The organism is Pseudomonas synxantha BG33R (genome assembly GCF_000263715.2).
GTDB lineage: Bacteria > Pseudomonadota > Gammaproteobacteria > Pseudomonadales > Pseudomonadaceae > Aquipseudomonas > Aquipseudomonas synxantha_A.
This window is the reverse complement of record NZ_CM001514.1, coordinates 2977613-3002022: the sequence shown is the minus strand read 5'-3', so window position 1 is coordinate 3002022 and position 24410 is coordinate 2977613. Positions and strand designations below refer to the sequence as shown.

The window sequence follows — 24410 nt, the reverse complement described above, 5'->3', positions numbered from 1 at the left end:
GCGCTTCGAGCGACAGTGTGTCGCTCGAATGTGCGTGTTTATCCCCGCTGCACCCAGCGCTGGTGCAGCCCACGTGCCAGCGCATCCAGCGCGAACCCCAACAGCCCGATCACCACCACCATCGCCATCAACTCCGAATACGCCAGGCGATCACGGGTATCGAGGATGTAATAGCCCAGCCCTGCACTGACCCCGAGCATCTCGCACGGCACCAGCACGATCCATAGGATACCGATGGCCAGGCGTACGCCGGTCAGCACATGCCCGACCACACCAGGAATGATGACTCGACGCAACGTCTCCCAGCGCGTGGCACTCAGGCTCTTGCTCAACTGCAACCAACGCGGGTCGAGTTGACGCACGCCGGCTGCGGTGTTGAGCACGATCGGCCATACCGCGGCAAACGCCAGCAGGAAATAGATCGGCTGGTCGCCTACCCCCATGAGCATCACCACGATCGGCATCCAGGACAACGGCGAAATCATCCGCAGAAACTGGAAGGCCGGCGTGGTCGCCGCTTCCAGTCTGCGCGAACTGCCCACCAGCAGCCCCAGTGGCACCCCCACTAACAGTGCGAGAAACAGCCCGACAAAAATGCGCTTGAGGCTCACGGCAATGTGCAGGTACAGCTCGCTGCGCCCAAGCAGTTCCCACAGGCTGCTTGCGGTGGCCGCCAGCGAAAAACGCGCCGACAGGCCGTCGGCCTCGCCGAACACTTTTACGCCCAGCCACCACAGCAACATCAAACCTGCCAAGCCGCTCAACCCCAGCGACCAGCCCAGGATTCTACCGTTGTTCAAACGCCAATCTCCTCATGCCGCTCATAGCCGCCCGGCAAGCCGAAGGTTTTCATGCCGCCCACCGCCTCGATCGCTTGACGCACGAAACGGTCGTCCACCAGGTCCTTGGCGACGAATGCCGGATCGAGATCGGCAAGAAACTTCTTGTCGCCTTCGATCAGCGTGTCTTTGAGGCGGCGCACCAGTTCTTCGGTGTAACTGGGGAAGGGATAAGGCTGAAAGTCGATGCGGTGCTCGTCCCAATTGGCGTGCTGGATCGCACCGTCCGCCAAATAGGCGGCGCGGTCGCTGGCAGCCGGGGCCAGGACTTTGCTCAACACCGGCTCGGCGTGTGGCGTGTAACGGTTCGGGCCATCCTTGGACAAGAGCTTCACCGCCTCTTCGCGGTTGTCGCGGGTCCACACCTGGGCCTTGACGATAGCGTTCACTACTTTCTGCGACCACTCCGGACGGTTGGTCAGATCGTGTTCGTGCATGAACACCACACAGCACGCGTGGTTGCGCCACACATCACCGGTAAAGCGCTGCACGCGGCCGACCTTGAGGTTCTCGGCCAGCGCGTTGAACGGCTCGGCGACGATATAGCCGTCGATGCGCTTGCTGGCCAGTGCGGGCGGCATGTCCGACGGCGGTAATACGATCAGGTTGACTTCATTGGCGGCAATCGAACTGCCGGTCGCACGCGTCACCGGCGTGAGGCCGTTGTCGCGGAACAGTTGCTGCACCACCACGTTATGGATCGAGTACCAGAACGGAATCGCCACCGACTTGCCGCCCAGTTGCTTCACGTCGGTTATGCCTGGCGATACAGTCAGGCCCGAGCCGCCCACATGGTTCCAGGCCACGACTTTGGCCGGCACCTTGCTGCCGTAGCGCGCCCACACGGTCATCGGTGACAGCAGGTGAATCACGTTGACCTGCCCCGAGATGAACGCCTCGATCACCTGGGCCCAACTGCGCAACAGCACCGGACGTTCGGCCTTGATGCCTTCGGCTTCGAACAGGCCGTTGTTGTGGGCAACCAGCAACGGCGTGGCGTCGGTGATCGGCAGATAACCGATACGCACCGGCGCGTCGGGCTCATTGGCGGCACGCGCCTGCAGGCTGCTCAACAGCGGCAAGGCGCCGGCGGCACTGAGCACCGCCGAGAGTTTGAGAAAGTCACGGCGCGAGTGGGTCAGGTCATCCAGACACATGGCTAAGCTCCTGTTGTTCAAGGGGGTTGGGTTGAGGGCGGCTCGCCTGCCGTAAGGTTTTCAGAATATCGATACGCAGCGCGCCGATGGCCTCGACCTGTTCGTCCCGAGGTTGCGGCAAGTCGATATGCCATTCACCCAACGTCCGTGCCGGGCGGTTACCCAGTAGCAGGATGCGGTCGGACAGCAGTAGCGCTTCGTCGATGTCATGGGTGATCAATACCGCCGCCGAACCTTGCTCACGGTTGACCTTGAGCAGCAGGTGCTGCATGTCGGCGCGGGTCACTTCGTCCAGCGCGCCGAAGGGCTCATCCAGCAGCAGCACTTGAGGCTGGCGGGCCAGGCAGCGGGCCAGCGCGGTGCGCTGGGCCATGCCGCCGGACAGTTGCGCCGGGAACTGCTGGCGCGCATGTTCCAGGCCTACCGCCGCGATGGCGTGGTCGACACGACGGCGGCGCTCTTCAACACTCAGGTGCGGTTGGCGGGCGAAGTCCAGGCCAAAGGCGACGTTCTTTTCCAGGTTCAACCAGGGCAACAGGCTTGGGTCCTGAAAGGCCACCGCCACCCGTGGGTGCGGACCGCTCAAGGGTTCGCCCAACACGTGCACACGACCGGCCTGGGGTAGCTGCAAGCCGGCAAGCACACGCAGCAGGCTGGATTTGCCCACGCCGCTGGGCCCCAGGATCGACACCACTTCGCCCGCCTGCAACTGCAAGTCAAACCCTTGCAGTACCGGGCCGCTGGCATACCCCAGGCAAATCCCCTGGGCCGTCATGACCGCCTGGCTCATAGGTTGGCCTGGCGCTGCAACTCAGTGCGCAGTTGCACCAGGCTGGGCGTCACAATCGGCACAAATGCCGACTCGCGCCAGCGCCGCGCAAAACCACTGCCGTGGGCGGTGAGGTAGGCCTTGCCGCCACTGGCCTGCAGTTCAAGCTGCACGGCGCTGGCGGCGGTTTCTGCCAGGGCAATGCGCAGCTTGAACAAGGGGATCGGCTCGGCAGCAAAGCGCCCGGCCAGCAACCCGCTCTTGAGCTCGCTGACCAGATGGTCCAGCGTCGCCCGCAAGGCTTCCAGCTCTTCGCGCAACACCGTACGGCTGGCCCCCAGATGATTGGCCACCTCGGCCAGGGAACGGCGGGCCAGGCCAATCGACATGCCGCACTGCAAGCCAAGAAACGCCGGGCGCACTGCCGGCAGGAACTTGCGCGCGTCCTCGTGCAGCAACCAGTCACGGCTCAGCTCCACGCCTTCCAGGCCAAGGGCAGCGGTGTTGCTCGATTGCAACCCAAGCAGCTCCAGATCGCGGGAGCGCTGCAAGCCCGCCACTGAATCCGGGATCGCCAGGATAAACGGCGTACCACCGCCGGCATGTTCGATAGCAGCTGCGGCGACAAAACCATTTTTGCGCAGGTTGGTCACCCAATGCAGACGACCGTTGAGCGTCCAGCCATGCTCGTTGGGCTCGGCGCTGATCTGCAACGACTCGATACCCGATATGAACTTCATCGCATTCGACAGCCCGGTGGCTCCGGCCAACTTGCCGCTGAGCAGGTCCGGCATCAGGTGTTCGCGCAGGCGCTGATTGGGGCTCTGCAACAAGTACTCGATAAACGAGCGCTGGCCCCAGCACACAAATGCCGCCGCCAGGGAATGGCTGGCCACATTGGCGATGGCCTCGACCGCACCCGTCACGTCACCGCCCAGCCCGCCCAGTTGGGTGGGCACACCGATTTTCAGAATATTGGCTTCTGCCAGGCGTGGCAGCACTTCCTGTGGATCGCAACTGCCCACATCCAGGGCCTGCGCTTGAACATCGAGCCAACGGCTCAAGATTGGGTCAAGCATTCATGTCTCTCCTTTTACAGCAGGTGGACCATCGCCGATTCAGCTTGCCGGTTTTTCCCAGCGGTACTGCGCCAGTTCCGGGTTCAGCGGGGTACGGGCAAACACGTTAGCGAAGTTGCACAGGGTTGCCAGGCTTACGCCCAGGATGACCTCCAGCGCGTGGCCCTTGGTATAGCCGGCCGCGAGAAATGCCTCAAAGCCGGCATCGCTGACATCACCCCGAGTGGCGATCACTTCGCGGGTAAAGGCGGCGAGTGTCTCATAGCGAGTATCAGGCAGCTCACCCAGCCGGCGCAGGGCCTCGATCACGTTCTCGGGCAGCTTGGCCTTGTTGCGCGCAACGGCGGTGTGGCCGGCGACACAGAAATCGCACCCGTGGGTAGTAGCAGCAATCAGCTGCACCACTTCGCGGTCGGCCAGGCTCAGTTCGGCCTTGGCATTCAAGCCGGAGACAGTGATATAGGTTTCCAGCGCCGCCGGTGCATTGGCCAATACCGCCAGCAGATTAGGAATGAAACCCGAGGCCTTCTGCGCATTTTCCAGGAAAGGTTTCGCCGCTTCCGGGGCGGTGTCAGGGCTGAGCAACGGTACACGGGACATGGAGTGGTCTCCTGTTGGGTTCGAGTGCGCCAGTCTGTTGGTTCTAAAAAAATCGCTCAATAGGCTAAAGTAGCGATTACTTGCTCTTGAGTCTTTCCATTAGATGAATTCGTCCAGCACACTTGTCGATTGGTTATTAGATAGCCTTGAACTCAATACCAATTTGTTTCACGTCGGCCGCTACTGCGGTGACTGGCACGCCAGCACGCACGGCCTGGCCCAGGCAAGCTTCCATTTGATCGTGCAGGGCGATTGCTGGCTGCATATCGACGGTGATCCAACGCCCCGGCACCTGAACAATGGTGACGCCGTGTTTCTACTGCGTGACCTGGCCTATCGGTTGTCCGGGGAAAGTACCGCGGCAAGCGCCCAAGAGTGCCCTCGCCGGCCGATGCTGCCCCTCGACAGCAGTGCCATGGATGGCGTGGGCCTGGTTTGCGGCTTCTTCCATTTCCAATCCGGCTTGTCGGCGATGATTGTCGACAGCCTGCCCGCATGGATCATCCTGCGTGCCGGTGATCCATCGTTGACCGCTGCGCGCAATCTGTTCGAATTGATCCTGCAGGAGTGCGAGCGCCTACCCGCGCCCTCCTCGGCCTTGCTCGAACGTCTTTGCCACTTGTTGTTTTTATATGTACTGCGCCAGCAAGTCATCGACAACACCGAGCTGGGCGGCCTGGCAGCGTTGGGCCGGCAACCGGCATTTGCCGGCCTGCTGGAGCAACTGATTGCGCGCCCGGCCGAGCCCTGGAGCCTGGAAAGCATGGCGGCGTGCACGGGGTTATCCCGTTCGGCGTTTTTCAAGCGTTTCAGGGAGTTATGCGGGCAGTCGCCGGGGCAGGTATTGCTGGTGATACGTATGCGCCATGCCTGTGGGCTGCTCAAGGCGGACCAGACCGTGGCCGAGGTCTCGCTGGCAGCCGGGTATCAGTCGGTGGCCGCATTTACCCGGGCCTTTCATAAAGTCACCGGTCAGCAACCCGGCGCCTATCGCAGGGCACAAGCCTAAGCAATCGCCGGTTTGCGCTACCCCAGGCAAGTGCTGGCCATGCTGGATATCTGATCGCCCCGGGGGGCGCATTAAAGGTTGGCATAAATGCCTTGACGCAAATGCGTCACCGCCCGCAGGAACCCTTTGGGCTGATCCTCCACGCAAGAGTAGTCATGGCGCACTGTCAGACTTTCTACGATCAACCCGAAGGACACCTGATGCTATTACCCCTCACTCATGCAGCAGTCCCCCATCACTCCACGGCTTCCACCGAACCGCAGCGGTCCAAGCCGTCACCCTATGACCCCCCCTTAGACCTGCAGCTGGGCGTACCGAATATCAGGACGCACCTGCTGCTTGAAAAAAGTGATGTGACCTTCAGCCGGGAAATTACCTGGAGCACCCGGAACCCCGAAAAACCGCAGATCAGCTCCAGCCGACTTGTGATAGAAACCAGTAACGGCGCCGACGAGGTCCACGTGCGCAGTTGGCCGGGCGACAAGCTGCAGTTCATCATCAACGGCAGACCGTATGTGCTTGACGCCAAAGCACCACAAGGCCCGGATCAGAGCCTTTTGATCAAAACCAACGGCGGCGATGACAGGGTCATCATCGATGATGACGTCAAGCACCTCCTGGAAGTACAGGGTGGCGCCGGAAACGACTTCATCCAGGCCGGCGGTGGCGTGTCCGGGCTATTTGGCGGCAGCGGCCACGATACTCTGCTCTTGGGCAGCAACTCAGGCTACGCCGAAGGCAACGACGGAGACGACCTGATCATCGGCGGCAGTGGCAACACCATCATGTTCGGTAACGGGGGCAACGACCGACTCGATGCAGGGGTTGGCAATGCACATAAACAGAACTTGCTCGATGGTGGCGACGGCGACGACAAACTGTATGCCGGTAGCGGGACCAACCATCTGAAGGGCGGCAACGGCGATGATCTGCTGACAGGGCATGACCGTACGTCTTTCTATACCGGTGAAGGTAATGATCGCATCGCCAATCATCGGCCAACGGACAGCATTTACACGCGCGTCAATGATAAATTGACACTCACCCAAGGCTCGGCCTGGAATCAGGCCAAACCGGGCAAAGCCAGCGAGCAACCAAGTTAACCAACGGTCGCAATACTCCCGTGCGAAGCGCGGGAGTCGGACTATTCTGACAACTCCCAGTGTAAAAACCCGCCACACAGGAGGTGTGTCATGCACGCGACTGAGCAGCCGATCCGCTTGGAGCAGATCAGTCAGGAACGCTTCATCCAGGTCCCAATCCATACTGTTTACGATTATGTAACCCAGCCCGACCGCTGGCACGAATGGCACCCCTCCTCCCTCAGCGCCGACACCGGCACCCGCGGCTCATTGCCGGTCGGCTCGCGCTTTACTGAAGACATAGACCTGCTGGGCATTCGCGTATCAATGAGCTACCGCGTGCAAATCGCCCGCTGCCCCGACGAGTTCAAGACCGTGTTCACCTCACTGGCAGTGGACGGTTGTATCCATTATTTTTTGCAAGCTCATCAGGGTGGCACTCGGTTCAAGCGCGTATTGACGTATGAAACCGAACTGCAACTGGCAACCTTGCACGAACGCATGATCAAACTCTCCGCCATCGCCCTGGACCAGCTCAAGCAGCGGTTGGAAAGCCCAAACTTCGTATAATTTAGAAACATTACCACCGCGTCTCAGTGTAAAAAGCAGGGAGAATGCGCGGTTTATTGCTGCGCTTTCAGTGAGACCCCTGATGAAAATCCCATTGCGACTGGCCTTGCTCTGCGCCCTGCTTGCCACCCCCCTGGCCCAAGCCGCCGAGCTGATTCCCATCGATGTACACCGCGATGCCAATTGCGGTTGCTGCAAAAAATGGATCAGCCATCTGGAAAACAACGGTTTCAAGGTCAACGACCACGTTGAAGCAGACATGAGCGCGGTCAAGCAACGCCTGGGCGTCGCCCCGCGCCTTGGCTCATGCCACACGGCGGTAATCGATGGCAAATTCGTCGAAGGTCACGTACCTGCCGAACAAGTAATGGCCTTGCGCAAGCGCGACGACCTGCTGGGTCTTGCCGCGCCGGGCATGCCGCTGGGCTCCCCAGGCATGGAAGTTGACGGTCGCAGCGAGGCCTATCAAGTCATTGGCCTGACCCGCGACGGCAAAGACGTAGTAGTAGCCGACTACCCGGCACACTGACCGGTGCTGATGGGTTACCTGGGCCTGTTCGTCGCGGCGTTTGGCGCCGCAACGTTATTGCCCCTGCAATCGGAAGCCGTGTTGGTGGGCCTGTTGCTGAACGGCCAGTACCAGCTGTGGCTACTGCTGGGCATTGCTACGCTTGGCAACGTGCTCGGCTCAGTGGTCAATTGGCTGCTCGGACGCTCGGTGGAACGTTTCAAGGAGCGGCGTTGGTTTCCAGTGAACGCCAGGCAACTGGACAAAGCCCGCCGCCATTACGGGCGTTGGGGGCACTGGACACTGTTGCTCAGTTGGGTTCCGATCATTGGTGACCCGCTGACGCTGGTGGCCGGGGTGATGCGCGAGCCGTTGTGGCGGTTTTTGCTGTTGGTTACCCTGGCCAAAGGCCTGCGTTATGGCGTGCTCGCAGCGCTGACGTTGCAATGGGTGTTAATCCCCCGTTAATCCTCTCCCAAGAGCATCCGGACATCTTTCTCGGAGCCCCAGCCCATGCCTTTCATCCGTTCGTTATGCATAGCCGGCCTGTTTTCAGTGAGCGCCACCCCCTTGTTAGCCGCCACCTATGGCCCCGAACTCCAAGGCTTCCAATACCCCCATCCTCTCCAGCATTTCACCTTCCAATCCCAAGGCAAATCCCTGCAAATGGGCTACATGGACGTGCCCGCCAAAGGCACAGCCAACGGCCGCAGCGTGGTGCTGATGCACGGCAAGAACTTTTGCGGTGCCACCTGGGAAGGTTCGATCAAGGCACTCAGCAGTGCCGGTTACCGCGTCATCGCCCCCGACCAGATCGGCTTCTGCACTTCCAGCAAGCCCGATCACTACCAGTACAGCTTCCAGCAATTGGCGGCCAACACCCACCAACTGCTGGAAAAACTCGGCATCCAGAAAGCCACGGTGATCGGCCATTCCACCGGCGGGATGCTTGCCACTCGCTATGCCTTGATGTATCCCGAGCAAACCGAACAACTTGGACTGGTGAACCCTATCGGCCTGGAAGACTGGAAAGCCCTCGGTGTGCCCTACCAGAGCGTCGACCAGTGGTACCAGCGCGAGCTGAAAATGAGCGCCGACGGGGTGCGCAAATATGAACGCGACACCTATTATGGCGGGCGCTGGAAGCCGGAATACGAACGCTGGGTGGATATGCTCGTCGGCCTGAACAAAGGCCCGGGGCATACCCAAGTCGCGTGGAACTCGGCATTGATTTACGACATGATCTTCACCCAACCGGTGTACTACGAATTCAAGGATCTGAAGGTGCCCACCCTGTTGCTAATTGGCACCAGCGACACGACTGCGATCGGCAAGGATGTAGCGCCGCCCGAGGTCAAGGCCAGGATTGGCAATTACCAAGTGCTGGGCAAGCAGGTGACCAAGCTGATTCCCCACGCCACGCTGGTGGAATTCCCCGGCCTGGGCCATGCGCCACAGATGGAAGAACCGGAGCAGTTTCATAAAGCGCTGTTGCAGGGTATGAATGCCCTTTGATTTCGAGGCCCATGGCATGTCGATACAGATCGCAGTGATAGATGACTGGCAGAACGTCGCCAGTGACGTGGTGGATTGGTCGGCGCTGGACGGCGTGGGCCAGGTGCAGTTCCTCCACGACTACCCCGCTGATACGGCGACAATGGTTGAACGCTTGAAGGGCTTCGAGGTGATTTGCGTCATGCGCGAACGCTCCACCTTCGATGAGGCCCTGCTGCAAGAGTTGCCCAAGCTCAAATTGCTGGTCACCGGCGGTATGCGCAATGCCGCCATCGATATTACCGCCGCCAAGGCCCTGGGTATCCAGGTGTGCGGCACCGACAGCTATAAACACGCGGCGCCGGAACTGACCTGGGCGCTGATCATGGCCTCTACGCGCAATCTGCTCGCCGAAGCCAACTCGCTGCGCGCAGGCGGATGGCAGGTGGGCCTGGGCGGTGACCTGCATGGCAAGACCCTGGGCGTGCTCGGCCTGGGCAGTATCGGCCAGAAAGTCGCGACGTTTGCCCAGGCATTCGGTATGCGGGTGATCGCCTGGAGCGAAAACCTCACGCCGCAACGGGCGGCTGAAGCAGGCGTGAGATGGGTCAGCAAGCGCGAGTTGTTTGAACAGGCGGATATCCTCACCATCCATCTGGTGCTCAGTGAGCGCAGCCGTGGGCTGGTGGATGCCCAGGCTCTGGCGTGGATGAAGCCCACGGCGCAGCTGGTGAACACCGCACGCGGGCCGATTGTGGATGAGCAGGCGCTGGTGCAGGCATTGAGCAGTGGCCGCCTGGCCGGGGCGGCGCTGGATGTGTATGCCCAGGAACCGCTGCCGGCTGATCATCCATTTCGCCGCTTGCCCAATGTGCTGGCCACGCCACATGTGGGGTATGTGAGTGAGCGCAATTACCGGCAGTTCTATCAACAGATGATTGAAGACATTCAGGCCTGGGCCGATGGCGTGCCCATTCGCGTGCTGGGCTGACGCACCATTTAAGGGCACCCCCCCCTTGTGGCGAGGGAGCTTGCTCCCGCTGGAGTGCGCAGCGCTCCCAAGATTTTGGGGGCCGCTACGCAGGCCAGCGGGAACAAGCTCCCTCGCCACAGGGGGCATATCGTTAGATTTATTTTGTCCTACAAAAAACCACGCTAAACCCGGCAGGCTCTGGGATCTGGCCTAGACTCATGACCGATGGGTCCGTTCCAAAACAAAAACCCCGCAAAAAATCTAAACTTTCCAACTCCGCCTCAGGTCAAGTTTTAGGTAAGGACGTGCACGAGCGTTTCACGCCGAATGCCCGTTCATCCAATCTTTTTCAGCCGACGTTGCAACTGGCATACGCCTTGCCAGCTTGTATAGCGCTGGTGTGCCTGGCCGCAGGATGCGGCCACTTGGAGCTAGTGGCAGCGGGCCATTAGCGAACCAACAAATGGGAGTGCATTATGATCAGTGCCGCAGTAGATACTCAGGGAGAGCGTTTTAGTCAGCCGGTAGGGGGGCCAACGTCTTTGGTCGACCTGCCCAACACTGTGCGGCCGATCGTGAGTCAGAATCCGAATCGAAAGAAAGTCTTGTTTGTCACTTCCGAGTTCGCCGACCTGGTGAAAACCGGTGGCCTGGGCGATGTGTCCGCCGCCCTGCCCCGCGCCATGGCGCATTTGCACGATGTGCGGGTGCTGATCCCTGGTTACCCGCAAGTGATGGAAAGCGACAACCCGATTCATATCGTCGGTGAACTGGGTGGCCACGCGGCGCTGCCGCCGTGCAAGATCGGGCGCATGGACCTTGCGGACGGCCTGGTCATCTATGTGCTGATCTGCCCCGAACTGTACGAGCGTGAAGGCACGCCGTACGGCGCCAATAACGGCCGCGACTGGCCGGATAACCATATTCGCTTCGCCCGCCTGGGCCTGGCCGCCGCTGACATGGCCGCCAACCTGGCACAGATCCATTGGTGCCCCGACCTGGTGCACGCCCATGACTGGCCCGCGGGCCTTGCGCCGGCGTACATGCACTGGCGTGGGTCACGCACGCCAACGCTGTTCACCATTCATAACCTGGCCTATCAGGGTGTGGTGAGCCTGGCGTCGACGCCCGAACTGGGCATTCCACCCCATGCCCTGCAGCAGGAAGGCATGGAGTTCTACGGCAAAATGTCGTTCCTCAAGGCGGGCATGGCGTATTCCAGCCACATCACCACCGTGAGCGCCACCTACGCCCAGGAAATCACCACGCCGGAATTCGGCTGTGGCCTGGATGGCTTTCTTGCCAGCAAGACTCAACAAGGTCTGCTCAGCGGGATTCCCAATGGCATCGACGAAAGCTGGGAAACGTCCACCGATACGCACTTGACCCACAATTTCAATATCGGCGACTGGGAAGGCAAGGCGATAAATGCCGCCCATGTGCGCGAGCTGTTTGGACTGCACGCGTCCAACGGCCCGCTGTTCGCCGTGGTGTCACGCCTGGTTTATCAGAAGGGTCTGGACCTGACTGAAGCGGTCGCCGGCTTTATCGTCGAAAACGGTGGCCAGATCGCGATCATCGGCCGTGGCGAACCCGAAGAAGAACAGGCCATGCGCGAATTGGCGCTGCGCTTCCCGGGCCAGGTGGGTGTGCGCATCGGCTTCAACGAGACCGATGCCCGTCGCATGTTTGCCGGCAGCGACTTCCTGTTGATGCCTTCGCGCTATGAACCTTGCGGCCTGAGCCAGATGTACGCGCAACGCTTTGGTTCGTTGCCGGTGGCGCGTAATACCGGTGGCCTGGCGGACACCATCGAAGATGGCGTCACCGGCTTCCTGTTCAATGAATCGACGGTGCAAAGCTACGAAGAAGCCCTGCGCCGTGCCTTCAAGGTATTCGCCTTCCCCGGCCTGCTCAACGCCATGCGCAGCCGCGCCATGACACAACCGTTCAACTGGTGCCAGGCGGTTGAACCCTACGCTGAGCTCTACGAACAACTGGTGGCCAAGGCCTTGGGGAAACCAACCAAATAGCCACTTGAACCAACCCGGGAGGTCTTCATAGATGCCGTTACGGACTCTGGACACCTGGCCCCACGGCGCAATCATGCTGGACGCGCAACACACGCGTTTTGCCTTGTGGGCGCCAGACGCTTTTTATGTCAGCGTTGAATTGCAACACGGTAAATCCATCACCCTGCTGCCCCAGGCGGATGGCTGGTTCGAAGTCGAAGCAGCCTGCCCTGCCGGCACGCTCTACCGCTTTAACATCGATGGGGAAAACGCGGTTCCCGACCCCGCTTCCAGGGCCCAGGCCCAGGACGTGCACGGTTGGAGCCAAGTGGTCGACCCCAACGCTTACCCATGGCGCAATACCCAGTGGCAAGGCCGCCCCTGGCACACCGCGGTGATCTACGAACTGCATGTGGGCGCCATGGGTGGCTACGCAGGAGTCGAGAAGCACCTACCACGCCTGGCTGAGCTGGGAATCACTGCGATCGAGTTGATGCCGCTGGCGCAGTTCCCCGGTGAACGCAACTGGGGCTATGACGGCGTGCTGCCCTACGCACCGCACGCCGCCTACGGTACGCCCGAACAGCTCAAGCACTTGATCGACACTGCCCATGCCCTTGGTTTGGCGGTGATGCTCGATGTGGTCTACAACCACTTCGGGCCCGATGGCAATTACCTCGGACAGTACGCCAAAGGGTTCTTCCAGGAAGACGCGCATACCCCGTGGGGCGCCGGCATCGATTTCGAGCGCCGTGAAGTGCGGGATTTCTTCCTCGATAACGCGCTGATGTGGCTGCTGGAATACCGCTTCGACGGCCTGCGCCTGGATGCGGTACACGCCATCGATAATCCCGGGTTCTTGCAGGAGCTGGCACACCGCGTGCGTCAGCAGGTGCACGACGAACGGCACGTCTGGCTGGTGCTGGAGAACGAGCTGAACCAGGCCAGCCTGCTGAAGGAAGACTTCAACGCCCAGTGGAATGATGACTTTCATAACGTGCTGCACGTGCTGCTGACCGGTGAAACCGACGCCTATTACAGCGATTTCGCCGAACAGCCCACCGCCAAGCTGGCGCGTTGCCTGGGCGAGGGCTTTATCTATCAGGGTGAAACCACCCGCCACGGCCACGCACGCGGCGAACCCAGCGCGGATCTGCCGCCCAGCGCTTTCGTGGCGTTTTTGCAGAACCACGACCAGATCGGCAACCGTGCCCTGGGCGAACGCTTGCACCAACTGTGTTCGCCCCAGGCGCTGAACGCGGCGACGGCTCTATTGCTGCTCAGCCCGATGATTCCGCTGATGTTCATGGGCGATGAGGTGAATGCGGCCGAACCCTTTCTGTTTTTCACCGACCATCACGGCGAACTGGCCGAGGCGGTGCGCGAAGGCCGGCGCAACGAGTTCGCCGATTTCGCGGCGTTTCACGACCCCGAGCAACGCGAACGCATTCCCGATCCCAACGCACTGGAAACCTTTGTGCAATCGGCACCCTCTTTCGTCGAGAACGAGCACACCCAGCTCTATCGTCAGTTGTTGAGCCTGCGTCACCAACACATAGTGCCGCACTTGCCGGGCACTGTAGCCTTGGGCGCGCAGGTGATGGCCGAGGGAGCTGTCACGGCGCGTTGGCGCCTGGGCAATGGCAGCCTGTTGCAGATCGACCTGAACCTGAGTGAACAGCCTCTGGATCACCCCGCGCGCCACCCCATCATTTTTCAGACGCCTGCCCAGCAAGGTACGCAGTTACCACCGTTGAGCGCACGCGTTTGCTTATCACCTGTCGGAGAACACTTTTGAGCGAAGCGAACCTGGAACTACTCGCCAGTCGCGCGGGCCTGGCCGTCGATTGGATCGATGCCAACGGTCGCCCGCAACACGTGCAGCCCGAGGCCTTGCGCGCCGTTCTCAAAGGGCTGGGGCACCCGGCCGATACCGACGCCGAGATCGACGCCAGCCTGCAGGAACTGGAGCAGGTGCAACAAGACACGCACCTGCCGCCCTTGATCACCATCGACAGCGGCGCAAGCCTGGACCTGGCCCGCTACTTCGCCCCGGACACGCCGTGTCGCGTCAGCCTGGAAGGTGGTGAAACCCTGGAGCTGCGCCTGGACGGCAATGCGGTGCTGCCCGGGGTGATTGCCCTCGGCTACCACCAGGTGCATATCGATGGGCAAACCTTCACCCTGGCCGTTGCGCCCAGCCACTGCTACAGCGTGGCCGACGCGGTGGACAGCCGCCCCGCTCGCGCCTGGGGCTTGAGTGCCCAGCTGTATGCCTTGCGTCGCCTCGGCGATGGTGGCTTCGGGGACACCCTGGCCCTGGAGCATCTGGTGCGCTCGGCGGCCGAGCGCGGTGCCGACGCAGTGGCGATCAGCCCCATGCACGCGATGTTCAGCGCCGACCCCGAACGTTTCAGCCCTTATTCACCGTCCAGTCGCCTGTTTCTCAACAGCCTGTACGCCTCGCCCGCCTGCATCCTTGGCGAGCGTGAAGTGCGCGACGCTACCGAGGCCGTCGGCCTGACCGACGAACTTCGGGATTTGGAGCAACTCACGCTGATCGACTGGCCCACCGCCGCCAAGGCCAAGCAACGCCTGCTGCGTGCGCTGTATGAAGACTTCCGCCACGGCGCACATCCGCAACATGCCGACTTCCAGAGCTTCCGCCAGGCCGGCGGCGAGGCCCTGGAAAACCACTGCCGCTTCGAAGCCGTGCAAGCGCAACGTGCCGCCGCCGGCGAGGAGCTCGACTGGCGCCACTGGCCCGAAGACTGGCGCACGCCGCAGAGCCCGGCGCTGGCGCGGTTTGCTGAAGAAAACCGCGATGAGATCGGCTACTTCGCCTTCACCCAATGGTTGATCGCCCGCAGCCTGGCGCGCGCGCAACAGGCCGCCCGTGGCAGCGGCATGGGCATCGGCCTGATTGCCGACCTGGCGGTGGGTGCCGACGGTGGCGGCAGCCAGGCATGGAGCCGCCAGGATGAACTGCTGGCCGACCTCACGGTTGGCGCACCGCCGGACATTCTCAACCGTGCAGGCCAGGGTTGGGGCATCTCCGCCTTCTCCCCGGAAGGTCTCAAACGCAATGGCTTTCGCGCGTTTATCGAAATGCTGCGGGCCAACTTCGCCCATGCCGGTGGCTTGCGCATCGATCATGTGATGGGCCTGCAACGCCTGTGGGTCATCCCCCTGGGTGCCTCGCCCCGCGAAGGCGCCTACTTGTATTACCCGGTGGACGACCTGCTGCGTTTGCTGGCGCTGGAATCGCACCGCCACCAGGCCATCGTCCTCGGTGAAGACCTGGGTACGGTGCCCGAGGGCCTGCGTGAAAAGCTCAGCGCCCGCTCGATTCTGGGTATGCGCGTATTGCTGTTCGAACAGGACCACGAAGGCCGGTTCACGCCGATTCTTGACTGGCCCGACAATGCTTTGGCCACCACCAGCACCCACGACCTGCCCACCCTCAATGGCTGGTGGCACAGCCGTGATATCGAGTGGAATATCCAGCTCGACCTGATCGACCCTCCCACCGTGGAGCAATGGAGCGAACACCGTCTGCGCGAACGTCATGCACTGCGCCAGGCCTTGAGCCAGGACCCGCAGAATTTCGTCGATGAGATCCGCAACGACACCGATCACGTGATCGACGCCAGCGTGCGCTACCTCGGCCACACCCGTGCGCCACTGGTATTGCTGCCGCTGGAGGACGCGCTGGGCATCGAAGAGCAAGCCAACCTGCCCGGCACCCTCGATACCCACCCCAACTGGCGCCGACGCTTGCCAGGCGAGGCCGCCAGCCTGCTCGACCACGACAGTGCTGCGCGCCGCCTCGAACTGTTGGCCGTGGCGCGTAACCAAGCCTATGAGCGTGACCGATGAACGTACTGCCCCTGCGCGCCACCCAGCGCCTGCAATTTCATAAAGGCTTTACCCTCGATGATGCGGTGCCGCTGGTGCCGTATTTTGCCCGCCTGGGCATCAGCCACCTGTATGCCTCGCCACTCCTGAGCGCCCGCGCCGGCTCCATGCATGGCTACGATGTGGTCGACCCAACCCGCGTCAACCCGGAGCTGGGTGGCGAGGCTGCGTTGCGTCGCCTGGTCGCCGCCCTGCGTGAGCACGACATGGGCCTGATCCTGGATATCGTTTCCAACCACATGGCCGTGGGTGGCGCGGATAATCCGTGGTGGCTGGACCTGTTGGAGTGGGGCCGTTTGAGCCCCTACAGCGAGTTTTTCGACATCCAGTGGCACTCGCCCGATCCGTTGCTCAAAGGCCAATTGCTGATGCCGTTCCTGGGCAGCGATTACGGCGAAGCCTTGCAGAGCGGAGCGTTGACGCTCAAGTTCGACGCCGTTCACGGCAGCTTCTACGCCGAGCATTACGAGCATCGCTTCCCGATCTGCCCACGGGACTACGCCTTGATCCTGGGCGGCGATGAGGTGCTCAAACCGCTGGCCGAGCGTTTCGCCGCCCTCGCCTATCAGGACGATGCCTACACCGAAGCTGCTTGGCTCAAGCAGGCGCTGGCCGAACGCGCCACCGAGGTCTTGCCGGCCATCAAGCAACGGCTGGCCGCTTTCGATGGTCGCCAGCCTGAGGGTTTCGAGCGCTTGCATCATTTGCTTGAGCAACAGACCTACCGCCTGGCCAGTTGGCGCACCGCCGCAGACGACATCAACTGGCGGCGCTTTTTCGACGTCAATGAGCTGGGTGGCCTGCGCGTGGAGCGCACGGCAGTGTTCGAAGCCACCCACGGCAAGATTTTCGAGCTGATCAGCGCAGGCTTGATCGATGGCCTGCGCATCGACCATATCGACGGCCTGGCCGACCCGCGTGGTTATTGCCGCAAACTGCGCCGCCGCGTGGACGCGCTGTCGCCACAGCGCCATGTGCCGATCTTCGTGGAGAAGATCCTCGGCGAAGGCGAAACCCTGCGCGAAGACTGGCAAGTGGACGGCACCACCGGCTACGAATTCATGAATCAAGTGTCGTTGCTGCAACACCATCCTGACGGTTTTGCTCCGCTGGCCGACCTGTGGACGCGCCACAGCGAACGGCCCTCGGCGTTTATCGAAGAAGCCCGCTTGGCGCGCCAGCAAATCCTCAATGGCTCGTTGGGCGGCGACTTCGAAAGTGTGGCGCAGGCCCTGCTGCAAGTGGCCCGCGATGATGTAATGACCCGCGACCTGACCCTGGGTGCGATCCGTCGGGCCTTGCAGGAGCTGATTGTGCATTTCCCGGTGTACCGCACCTACATCAGTGCCAGGGGCCGCAGCGCCGCCGACGACAAGGTGCTCCAGCAGGCCATGGACGGTGCGCGCAGTACCCTTAACGAAGGCGACTGGCCGGTGCTTGAACACCTGGAAAAATGGCTGGGCGGCCAGCCTTGGCGTAATCGCCCGGTGGGCCGTGAGCGCAAGATCCTCAAACATGCCTGCGTGCGCTTCCAGCAGCTGACATCACCCGCCGCAGCAAAGGCCGTGGAAGACACCGCGTTCTATCGCTCGGCCGTATTGCTGTCGCGTAACGACGTGGGCTTCAGTACCGAACAATTCAGTGCGCCGTTGGCAGACTTTCACCAGGCCAATCAACAGCGCCTGGCCAGCTTCCCGGACAACCTGCTGGCCACCGCCACCCATGACCACAAGCGCGGCGAAGACACCCGCGCACGCCTGGCGGTGCTCAGCGAGTGCGCGCCCTGGTATGCCGAACAGGTCGAACACTGGCGCAACCTCGCCGCGCCCTTGCGCGAGGGTACCGACAGCCCCTCGGCGGGTGATGAGCTGATCCTGTATCAGGTGCTGCTCGGCAGTTGGCCGCTGGAGCACAACCCGGACTTTGAGGCTTACCAGCAACGGCTCTGGCAATGGCAACAGAAAGCTCTGCGCGAAGCCAAGTTACACAGCAGCTGGAGCGCGCCCAACGAAGCTTATGAGCAGGGTGTCGAGCGCTTCCTCAAGCGTCTACTGCTCAGCGAAGCCGGCCGACCGCTGCGCAATGCGCTCGACAGCGCCGCTCAAGCCATCGCCCCCTCCGGCGCTCTGAACAGCCTGGCGCAAACTTTGCTTCACCTCACCGTGCCGGGTGTACCGGATGTGTACCAGGGCGACGAGTTCTGGGACTTCAGCCTGGTGGATCCGGACAACCGACGCCCGGTGGATTTCGATGCGCGCCAGCGTGCCCTGGATACCCCACCCGACATCGGTGAGCTGTTGTTCAACTGGCGCGATGGGCGTATCAAACAAGCGTTGATCGCCCAGGTGCTGAACGCACGTAGAGCCTGTCCCGAGCTGTTGCGCAACGGCAGCTATACGCCGCTCGAAGTAGTGGGTCGGCACGCGGAGCGCGTGGTTGCGTTTTACCGTGAGCACCAGGGCCAACAGCTGTTGGTGGTGGTGCCGCGCTGGCCTTATCCGTTGCTGGAAAACGGTGTATTTCCCCACATCAATGCGCAGGTGTGGGGCGATACCCGGGTGAAATTACCGTTCGCCACCACAACACAAAACTGGAAGGGACTTTTTCAAACAGGCGCAGTCACACCCAACAAGGAGCTGTTGATCAGCGCTGCCCTGGGGGATTTCCCGGTCAATGTCTTTATCAATCCTGATAATCAAGAAAGCTGAACATTTTCTGTGAGGAGTTTGTGATGAGTAAAGAAGACAAACGTATTCGCGAACTGGCGCATCAGATCTGGGAGTCTGAAGGCAAGCCGGACGGTGCGCACGATCGCCACTGGGAGATGGCGCGTAAACTGGCCGAAGCCGAGGCGCTGACGCCCAGCAAGCCCAAGCCTGCCGCCAAGCCGAAAACCGCGCCCAAGGCGGCGGCCAAACCCAATCCGGTAGCCGCCAAGCCTGCGGCGAAAAAACCGACCGCCCCCAAGAAACCAAAACCACCCGCCCCATGATTTCTCGGGCCTGCAGCCGTTATCCCAGGCTACAGGCCCTTTTTCGTCCATGTCCTTCGCTGAAACACCGTCAGCACGGCCGCGTTCGGCCCGAGAAAAGACCCCTTGCAGGAGCAACACCATGAGCAAACCCGAGAACACCACAGCGACGCCGGATCATGAACCGTCGCGGATTCGTGAAGGTTTGCCCTTCCCGCTCGGCGCCACCTGGGATGGCCTGGGCGTCAACTTTGCACTGTTTTCGGCCAACGCCACCAAAGTGGAGTTGTGCCTGTTCGATGACACCGGCGAAGTCGAGCTGGAACGCATCGAACTGCCCGAATACACCGACGAGATCTTCCACGGTTACCTGCCCGACGCCCACCCCGGGCTGATCTACGGCTACCGCGTGTACGGCGCGTACGACCCGGCCAATGGTCATCGCTTCAACCACAACAAGCTGCTGATCGACCCCTACGCCAAGCAACTGGTGGGCGAACTCAAATGGTCGGAGGCGCTGTTCGGCTACACCATCGGCCACCCGGATGACGACCTCAGCTTCGATGAGCGCGACAGCGCGCCCTTCGTGCCCAAGTGCAAGGTTATCGACCCGGCACACACCTGGGGCAACGATCAACCCGTACGGGTGCCCTGGGACCGCACGATCATCTATGAAACCCATCTGCGCGGCATCAGCATGCGCCACCCTTCGGTGGGCGAGTCCGTGCGCGGCACCTGCGCCGGCTTGATGGAAGACGACGTGCTCAAACATATCCGCCAGTTGGGCGTCTCTTCGGTCGAGCTGCTACCGGTGCACGCCTTCGTCAACGACCAGCACTTGCTGGAAAAAGGCATGACCAACTACTGGGGCTACAACAGCATTGCCTTCTTCGCCCCCGACCCGCGCTACCTGGCCAGCGGCAAGATCGCCGAGTTCAAGGAGATGGTCGCGCACCTGCATGAGCAGAAGCTGGAAGTGATTCTGGACGTGGTCTACAACCACACCGCCGAAGGCAACGAGCGCGGCCCGACCCTGTCCATGCGCGGCATCGACAACGCCTCTTACTACCGCCTGATGCCCGACGACAAGCGCTTCTACATCAACGATTCCGGCACCGGCAACACCCTCGACCTGAGCCACCCTTGCGTGCTGCAAATGGTCACCGACTCCCTGCGTTACTGGGCCACCGAGATGCATGTGGACGGTTTCCGCTTCGACCTGGCAACCATTCTGGGCCGCTACCGTGACGGGTTCGACGAACGCCACAGCTTCCTGGTCGCCTGCCGCCAGGACCCAGTGCTGCGCCAGTTGAAAATGATTGCCGAACCCTGGGACTGCGGCCCCGGCGGCTATCAGGTGGGCAACTTCCCGCCAGGCTGGGTGGAATGGAACGACCGCTTCCGCGACACCGTGCGTGCGTTCTGGAAAGGCGACGACGGCCAACTGGCGGATTTTGCCGGGCGCATGACCGCCTCGGGCGAGATGTTCAACCATCGTGGGCGCCGGCCTTACAGCTCGGTGAACTTCATCACCGCCCACGACGGTTTTACCTTGCACGACCTGGTCTCGTACAACGACAAGCACAACGAGGCCAACGACGAAAACAACCAGGACGGCAGCAATAACAACCTGTCGTGGAACCACGGTGTCGAAGGCCCGACCGACGACCCTGAGATCAACGCACTGCGCCTGCGCCAGATGCGCAACTTCTTCGCCACCCTGCTGCTGGCCCAGGGTACTCCGATGATCGTCGCCGGTGACGAGTTCGCCCGCACCCAGCATGGCAACAACAATGCCTACTGCCAGGACAGCGAAATCGGTTGGGTCAACTGGGACCTGGACGATGACGGCAAGGCCCTGCTCAAGTTCGTCAAGCGCTTGATCAAGCTGCGCCTGGCCTACCCGATTCTGCGGCGTGGACGCTTCCTGGTCGGCGACTACAACGAAGACATCGGCGTAAAAGACGTCACCTGGCTGGCGCCCGATGGCAACGAAATGAACACCGAGCAATGGGAAGACAGCCAGGGTCGCTGCCTGGGCATGTTGATGGATGGCCGCGCCCAGGAAACCGGGATCCGCCGCGCGGGTGCCGATGCTACGCTGTTGCTGGTGGTCAATGCCCACCATGACATGGTCAATTTCCGCCTGCCGCCGGTGCCAGAGGGTGAATTCTGGACGTGCATGCTCGATACCAATGAGCCGGCGATACGCGGCCAGGAGCGTTTTGACTTTGAGCATGAGTACGCCGTGACCGGCCGCTCATTGCTGTTGTTTGAACTGCAGCGTGAAGACGAGGTGTGAGATGGCGTTGCACAGTTTCCTTCAGGGCTACCGGGGCTACGCGGATACGTACGCCCTGGGTACGGCACTGAAGGCACTTCAGGAAGAAGGCCTCGATCAACTGCCGCTGCCGGGCAGCGGCGAAACCCTGGCCCGCTTCAGTCGGCTGGCCCAGGTGGCCGGCCATGACTTGCGCCTGTGCAAGTTGTTCGAAGGTCATACCGACGCGCTGGCGATCATTGCCGAACTCGACAGCCCGCTGCCGCCGCTTGCCAGTACGTGGGGCATGTGGGCGGCCGAACCATCCGCAGCCAAGGTGCGTGTACGGCGCGACGGTCAGTGGCTGATCGTCGATGGACGCAAAGCCTGGTGTTCCGGCGCGGCGGTGGTCAGCCATGGCTTGCTGACTGCCTGGGACGAGGATGATCGTCAGCAACTGGTGGCCGTGGCGATGGATCAACCCGGCGTCACGGTGTCGGACGAGGGTTGGAATGCGGTGGGCATGGCTGCCACCGGCAGCGTTGACGTTCTGTTCGACGCGGCCAAGGGTATCGCGGTGGGTGGGCCGGGTGATTACCTGTCGCGCCCCGGCTTCTGGCAAGGCGGAGTCGGTATCGCCGCGTGCTGGTACGGCGGCGCGCAACGCCTGGGCGAAGTGCTGCGCGCGCACTGTGCGCAGCGCTCGGAGCCTCATGCGCTGGCCCATTTAGGGGGAGTTGACAGCGCACTGAACAGCGCCGCTTGCGTACTACGCGCCAGCGCCGAGCAGATAGACCGCGAGCCTCGCGCCAATGCCAGGCAACTGGCCCAACAGGCACGCGCATGTATTGAAGACACTGTCGAGCAGGTCATGCGTCATGTCGGCCATGCAGTAGGCGCCGGCCCCTACTGCAAAGACCCGCACTTTGCCCGGTTGATGGCAGATTTGCCGGTGTATGTGCGGCAAAGCCATGCCGAACGCGACCTGGCTGCCCTCGGCGAACTGGTCGCCGGCGACGACTCGGGACGGTGGCAGTTATGAAACCCAATCCGATTGTCGGCCAGGGCACCCCACTCAATCATTGGCAAACCTCGGCACGGCTGGCCGAGTTGCCGCACATCAGCGCCGCGCAGTTGGTACCGCAGGGGCACCGCGCGGTGATCATCGCACCGCACCCGGACGATGAAGTGCTCGGCAGCGGTGGCCTGCTGCAAGGTCTGGCCGTATTGGAGCGCCCAATCCTGTTGATCTCCGTCACCGACGGCAGCGCCAGCCATCCCGGTTCCAAACGCTGGCCGGTGGCACGCCTGGGCGTGGTGCGGCCGCAGGAGTCGGCCCAGGCTCTGCACCGCCTGGGCCTGCCGTTGCACAGCTTGAAGTGGCTGCGCGGCGGTTTTACCGACAGCAAGGTGGCCGAGCGCGAAGCCCAACTGTGCGAGTTCATCCAGCGCCACCTCAAACCCACCGACATCGTGTTCGCCACCTGGCGCGAGGATGGCCATTGCGACCACGAAGCGGTGGGCCGTGCCAGCGCTAAAGCGGTCCAGGCTGTCGGCGCCACCCTGTGCGAACTGCCGGTGTGGACCTGGCACTGGGCAACTGCCGAAGATCACCGGGTGCCCTGGCATCGGGCGCGCAAGATTGCATTGACGCCCGAGCAAGTGGCACGCAAACGCCACGCGATCCACGCGTTCGCCAGCCAGTTGGAGGGCGACCCGCAGGTCGGCCTGCCGCCGGTGCTGGCACCCTACGTAGTGGAACGCTTGCTGCAACCTTTTGAAGTGGTGTTTGTATGAGTGTGGCCACCCCGTACTTTGATCAACTGTTTGCCGGCAACGACGACCCCTGGGCGTTTCGTCAGCGCTGGTACGAACAACGCAAGCGCGCACTGACCCTGGCCGTGCTGACCCGACCTCGCTATGCCTCGATCTTCGAGCCTGGTTGTGCCAACGGCGAGCTGAGCGCCGAACTGGCGACCCGTTGTGAGCGCCTGCTGTGCTGCGACACCGCTAGCACCGCCGTGCAACTGGCACAGACGCGCCTGACCGCGTTTGCTCATGCTCATGTAGAACAGCGCCGGCTGCCCCAGGAATGGCCTGCAGGTCAGTTCGAACTGATCGTGTTGAGCGAGCTTTGTTACTACCTGGATGCGAATGATCTGAATCGTCTGATCGATCACGCGCTGGCGGCCTTGACCGATAACGGCCAACTCCTGGCCTGCCACTGGCGCCCGCCCATTGACGGTTGCCCGCAAACCGCCGAACAGGTGCACGCCCTGCTCCAGCACCGACTGGGTATGCCACCGCTGGTACAGCATCATGACAAGGATTTTCTGCTCGATTTGTGGAGCCGCGATGGCACCTCGGTCGCGCGCCATGAGGGGTTGCGATGATCGGCATCTTGATTCCGGTGCACAACGAAGAAGCGCTGCTGGATGACTGCCTGAGGGCTGCGCAGATCGCCGCCAACCATCCGGGGTTGCACGGGGAAACGGTGCAGATCCTGGTAGTGCTCGACAGTTGCAGCGATGCCAGCGCAGCGATCGCCCAGGCGCATGATGTGCAAAGCGTGCAGGTACAGGCACGCAACGTAGGGCGAGCACGAGGCGTCGGCGCACGGCACTTGTTGAACCAGGGGGCGCACTGGATTTCCTGTACTGACGCCGACAGCCGCGTGGCCCCCGACTGGCTGGTGGCTCAACTGGCCCTGGGCTGTGACGCGGTGTGTGGCACCGTGACCGTGGACGCCTGGAGTGAGGGGTTCGACCCCGCGGCGCAGATTCGTTATCACCAGGCTTACCACGCGCGTGATGGCCACCGGCACATCCATGGCGCTAACTTGGGCGTGAGTGCCAGTGCCTATGTGCAGGCCGGCGGCTTTGAACCGCTGGCGTGCCACGAGGATGTGCAATTAGTGCGTGAACTGGAACGTTGCGGTGCTTCCATTGCCTGGAGCCATGCGCCGCAAGTGGTCACCAGCGCACGCCTGGATTGCCGCGCCCAGGGCGGTTTCGGCGATTACCTGAAAAGCCTGATGCTGGTTTCGTAAAAAAACGACAAACCTGTGACACATCCTTGTCTATGCTGAGAGTGCCTTGCATAGCATCCCAGGATTGGAATGCCGTGCACTCACCGCAGCGGAGCCTGCGCTGAAGTCAAGAGCATTACC

At 61.9% G+C, this 24410-nt stretch carries 22 protein-coding genes; 17 read left to right on the top strand and 5 right to left on the bottom strand.

The features are described from left to right. Positions 1-38: 38 nt before the first annotated feature. The 5 genes from PSEBG33_RS14095 to PSEBG33_RS14115 are packed head-to-tail and all read right to left on the bottom strand — an operon-like array spanning position 39 to position 4444. Positions 39-743, bottom strand: a complete 705-nt coding sequence (locus PSEBG33_RS14095) for an ABC transporter permease (protein WP_164699546.1) — start codon at positions 741-743, stop codon at positions 39-41. A gap of 53 nt (positions 744-796) precedes the next feature. Then, entirely contained in the window at positions 797-1996 is a 1200-nt protein-coding gene (locus tag PSEBG33_RS14100) for an ABC transporter substrate-binding protein (protein WP_005788052.1), read from the bottom strand. Then, entirely contained in the window at positions 1983-2786 is an 804-nt protein-coding gene (locus PSEBG33_RS14105) for an ABC transporter ATP-binding protein (protein WP_005788050.1), read from the bottom strand. The genes PSEBG33_RS14100 and PSEBG33_RS14105 overlap by 14 nt, the downstream gene beginning before the upstream one ends. Further along, positions 2783-3844, bottom strand: a complete 1062-nt coding sequence (locus PSEBG33_RS14110) for an acyl-CoA dehydrogenase family protein (RefSeq protein ID WP_005788049.1) — start codon at positions 3842-3844, stop codon at positions 2783-2785. Before PSEBG33_RS14110 ends, PSEBG33_RS14105 begins: the two co-directional genes overlap by 4 nt. 39 nt (positions 3845-3883) lie before the next feature. Continuing rightward, positions 3884-4444: a carboxymuconolactone decarboxylase family protein gene (locus PSEBG33_RS14115; RefSeq protein WP_005788047.1), complete on the bottom strand. Its 561-nt coding sequence runs from the start codon at positions 4442-4444 to the stop codon at positions 3884-3886. Positions 4445-4547: 103 nt separating this feature from the next. Here PSEBG33_RS14115 and PSEBG33_RS14120 point away from each other — a divergent pair, with 103 nt between their 5' ends. The 17 genes from PSEBG33_RS14120 (at position 4548) to PSEBG33_RS14200 (ending at position 24290) form a co-directional block, all read left to right on the top strand. After that, positions 4548-5453, top strand: a complete 906-nt coding sequence (locus tag PSEBG33_RS14120; protein ID WP_005788046.1) for an AraC family transcriptional regulator — start codon at positions 4548-4550, stop codon at positions 5451-5453. A 155-nt stretch (positions 5454-5608) separates the two neighbouring features. Next, on the top strand, positions 5609-6556 hold the full coding sequence (locus PSEBG33_RS14125) for a calcium-binding protein (protein WP_232289423.1): 948 nt from the start codon (positions 5609-5611) through the stop codon (positions 6554-6556). A gap of 90 nt (positions 6557-6646) precedes the next feature. Next, positions 6647-7105, top strand: coding sequence for an SRPBCC family protein (locus PSEBG33_RS14130; RefSeq protein ID WP_005788043.1), 459 nt, complete (start codon positions 6647-6649; stop codon positions 7103-7105). An 82-nt stretch (positions 7106-7187) separates the two neighbouring features. Continuing rightward, positions 7188-7634 carry a DUF411 domain-containing protein gene (locus PSEBG33_RS14135; RefSeq protein ID WP_005788041.1) on the top strand — a complete coding sequence of 149 codons (447 nt, stop codon included), beginning with the start codon at positions 7188-7190 and terminating at the stop codon, positions 7632-7634. 9 nt (positions 7635-7643) lie between these two features. After that, entirely contained in the window at positions 7644-8081 is a 438-nt protein-coding gene (locus PSEBG33_RS14140) for a YqaA family protein (protein WP_005788040.1), read from the top strand. Positions 8082-8126: 45 nt separating this feature from the next. Then, positions 8127-9128, top strand: a complete 1002-nt coding sequence (locus tag PSEBG33_RS14145) for an alpha/beta fold hydrolase (RefSeq protein ID WP_005788038.1) — start codon at positions 8127-8129, stop codon at positions 9126-9128. A 16-nt stretch (positions 9129-9144) separates the two neighbouring features. Continuing rightward, positions 9145-10098: a D-2-hydroxyacid dehydrogenase family protein gene (locus PSEBG33_RS14150; RefSeq protein WP_005788036.1), complete on the top strand. Its 954-nt coding sequence runs from the start codon at positions 9145-9147 to the stop codon at positions 10096-10098. 458 nt (positions 10099-10556) lie between these two features. Continuing rightward, positions 10557-12113 (top strand): glycogen synthase GlgA, encoded by a 1557-nt coding sequence (glgA, locus tag PSEBG33_RS14155; RefSeq protein WP_005788034.1) that lies wholly within the window; start codon positions 10557-10559, stop codon positions 12111-12113. Between the two features lie 31 nt (positions 12114-12144). Next, complete coding sequence (treZ, locus tag PSEBG33_RS14160) at positions 12145-13890, top strand: malto-oligosyltrehalose trehalohydrolase (protein ID WP_005788032.1); 1746 nt, start codon at positions 12145-12147, stop codon at positions 13888-13890. After that, the gene (gene malQ / locus PSEBG33_RS14165; RefSeq protein WP_005788031.1) at positions 13887-15971 is read left to right on the top strand and encodes a 4-alpha-glucanotransferase; all 2085 of its coding nucleotides are present in this window, start codon (positions 13887-13889) and stop codon (positions 15969-15971) included. The genes treZ and malQ overlap by 4 nt, the downstream gene beginning before the upstream one ends. Next, positions 15968-18718 (top strand): malto-oligosyltrehalose synthase, encoded by a 2751-nt coding sequence (locus PSEBG33_RS14170; RefSeq protein WP_005788029.1) that lies wholly within the window; start codon positions 15968-15970, stop codon positions 18716-18718. The genes malQ and PSEBG33_RS14170 overlap by 4 nt, the downstream gene beginning before the upstream one ends. Positions 18719-18741: 23 nt before the next feature. Continuing rightward, the gene (locus tag PSEBG33_RS14175; RefSeq protein ID WP_005788027.1) at positions 18742-19002 is read left to right on the top strand and encodes a DUF2934 domain-containing protein; all 261 of its coding nucleotides are present in this window, start codon (positions 18742-18744) and stop codon (positions 19000-19002) included. A 121-nt stretch (positions 19003-19123) separates the two neighbouring features. Continuing rightward, positions 19124-21283, top strand: coding sequence for a glycogen debranching protein GlgX (gene glgX, locus PSEBG33_RS14180; protein WP_005788025.1), 2160 nt, complete (start codon positions 19124-19126; stop codon positions 21281-21283). Between the two features lies 1 nt (position 21284). Next, a complete protein-coding gene (locus tag PSEBG33_RS14185) occupies positions 21285-22283 on the top strand; it encodes an acyl-CoA dehydrogenase family protein (protein ID WP_005788024.1) in 999 nt (332 codons plus the stop codon). Then, the gene (locus PSEBG33_RS14190; RefSeq protein WP_005788022.1) at positions 22280-23038 is read left to right on the top strand and encodes a PIG-L deacetylase family protein; all 759 of its coding nucleotides are present in this window, start codon (positions 22280-22282) and stop codon (positions 23036-23038) included. The genes PSEBG33_RS14185 and PSEBG33_RS14190 overlap by 4 nt, the downstream gene beginning before the upstream one ends. After that, a complete protein-coding gene (locus tag PSEBG33_RS14195; protein ID WP_005788020.1) occupies positions 23035-23634 on the top strand; it encodes an SAM-dependent methyltransferase in 600 nt (199 codons plus the stop codon). Before PSEBG33_RS14190 ends, PSEBG33_RS14195 begins: the two co-directional genes overlap by 4 nt. Further along, the gene (locus PSEBG33_RS14200) at positions 23631-24290 is read left to right on the top strand and encodes a glycosyltransferase (RefSeq protein WP_005788018.1); all 660 of its coding nucleotides are present in this window, start codon (positions 23631-23633) and stop codon (positions 24288-24290) included. Before PSEBG33_RS14195 ends, PSEBG33_RS14200 begins: the two co-directional genes overlap by 4 nt. Positions 24291-24410: the final 120 nt, after the last annotated feature.

Bases quoted from the DNA above. Each gene is read 5' to 3' on its own strand.
- PSEBG33_RS14145 (WP_005788038.1), top strand. From the start codon at position 8,127: ATGCCTTTCATCCGTTCGTTATGCATAGCCGGCCTGTTTTCAGTGAGC.
- PSEBG33_RS14150 (WP_005788036.1), top strand. From the start codon at position 9,145: ATGTCGATACAGATCGCAGTGATAGATGACTGGCAGAACGTCGCCAGT.
- PSEBG33_RS14130 (WP_005788043.1), top strand. From the start codon at position 6,647: ATGCACGCGACTGAGCAGCCGATCCGCTTGGAGCAGATCAGTCAGGAA.
- PSEBG33_RS14120 (WP_005788046.1), top strand. From the start codon at position 4,548: ATGAATTCGTCCAGCACACTTGTCGATTGGTTATTAGATAGCCTTGAA.
- PSEBG33_RS14100 (WP_005788052.1), bottom strand. From the start codon at position 1,996: ATGTGTCTGGATGACCTGACCCACTCGCGCCGTGACTTTCTCAAACTC.
- glgX (WP_005788025.1), top strand. From the start codon at position 19,124: ATGAGCAAACCCGAGAACACCACAGCGACGCCGGATCATGAACCGTCG.
- treZ (WP_005788032.1), top strand. From the start codon at position 12,145: ATGCCGTTACGGACTCTGGACACCTGGCCCCACGGCGCAATCATGCTG.
- PSEBG33_RS14105 (WP_005788050.1), bottom strand. From the start codon at position 2,786: ATGAGCCAGGCGGTCATGACGGCCCAGGGGATTTGCCTGGGGTATGCC.
- PSEBG33_RS14195 (WP_005788020.1), top strand. From the start codon at position 23,035: ATGAGTGTGGCCACCCCGTACTTTGATCAACTGTTTGCCGGCAACGAC.
- PSEBG33_RS14135 (WP_005788041.1), top strand. From the start codon at position 7,188: ATGAAAATCCCATTGCGACTGGCCTTGCTCTGCGCCCTGCTTGCCACC.
- glgA (WP_005788034.1), top strand. From the start codon at position 10,557: ATGATCAGTGCCGCAGTAGATACTCAGGGAGAGCGTTTTAGTCAGCCG.
- PSEBG33_RS14185 (WP_005788024.1), top strand. From the start codon at position 21,285: ATGGCGTTGCACAGTTTCCTTCAGGGCTACCGGGGCTACGCGGATACG.
- PSEBG33_RS14110 (WP_005788049.1), bottom strand. From the start codon at position 3,844: ATGCTTGACCCAATCTTGAGCCGTTGGCTCGATGTTCAAGCGCAGGCC.
- PSEBG33_RS14125 (WP_232289423.1), top strand. From the start codon at position 5,609: ATGGCGCACTGTCAGACTTTCTACGATCAACCCGAAGGACACCTGATG.
- PSEBG33_RS14095 (WP_164699546.1), bottom strand. From the start codon at position 743: ATGTTGCTGTGGTGGCTGGGCGTAAAAGTGTTCGGCGAGGCCGACGGC.
- PSEBG33_RS14140 (WP_005788040.1), top strand. From the start codon at position 7,644: ATGGGTTACCTGGGCCTGTTCGTCGCGGCGTTTGGCGCCGCAACGTTA.
- PSEBG33_RS14115 (WP_005788047.1), bottom strand. From the start codon at position 4,444: ATGTCCCGTGTACCGTTGCTCAGCCCTGACACCGCCCCGGAAGCGGCG.
- PSEBG33_RS14190 (WP_005788022.1), top strand. From the start codon at position 22,280: ATGAAACCCAATCCGATTGTCGGCCAGGGCACCCCACTCAATCATTGG.
- PSEBG33_RS14200 (WP_005788018.1), top strand. From the start codon at position 23,631: ATGATCGGCATCTTGATTCCGGTGCACAACGAAGAAGCGCTGCTGGAT.
- PSEBG33_RS14175 (WP_005788027.1), top strand. From the start codon at position 18,742: ATGAGTAAAGAAGACAAACGTATTCGCGAACTGGCGCATCAGATCTGG.
- PSEBG33_RS14170 (WP_005788029.1), top strand. From the start codon at position 15,968: ATGAACGTACTGCCCCTGCGCGCCACCCAGCGCCTGCAATTTCATAAA.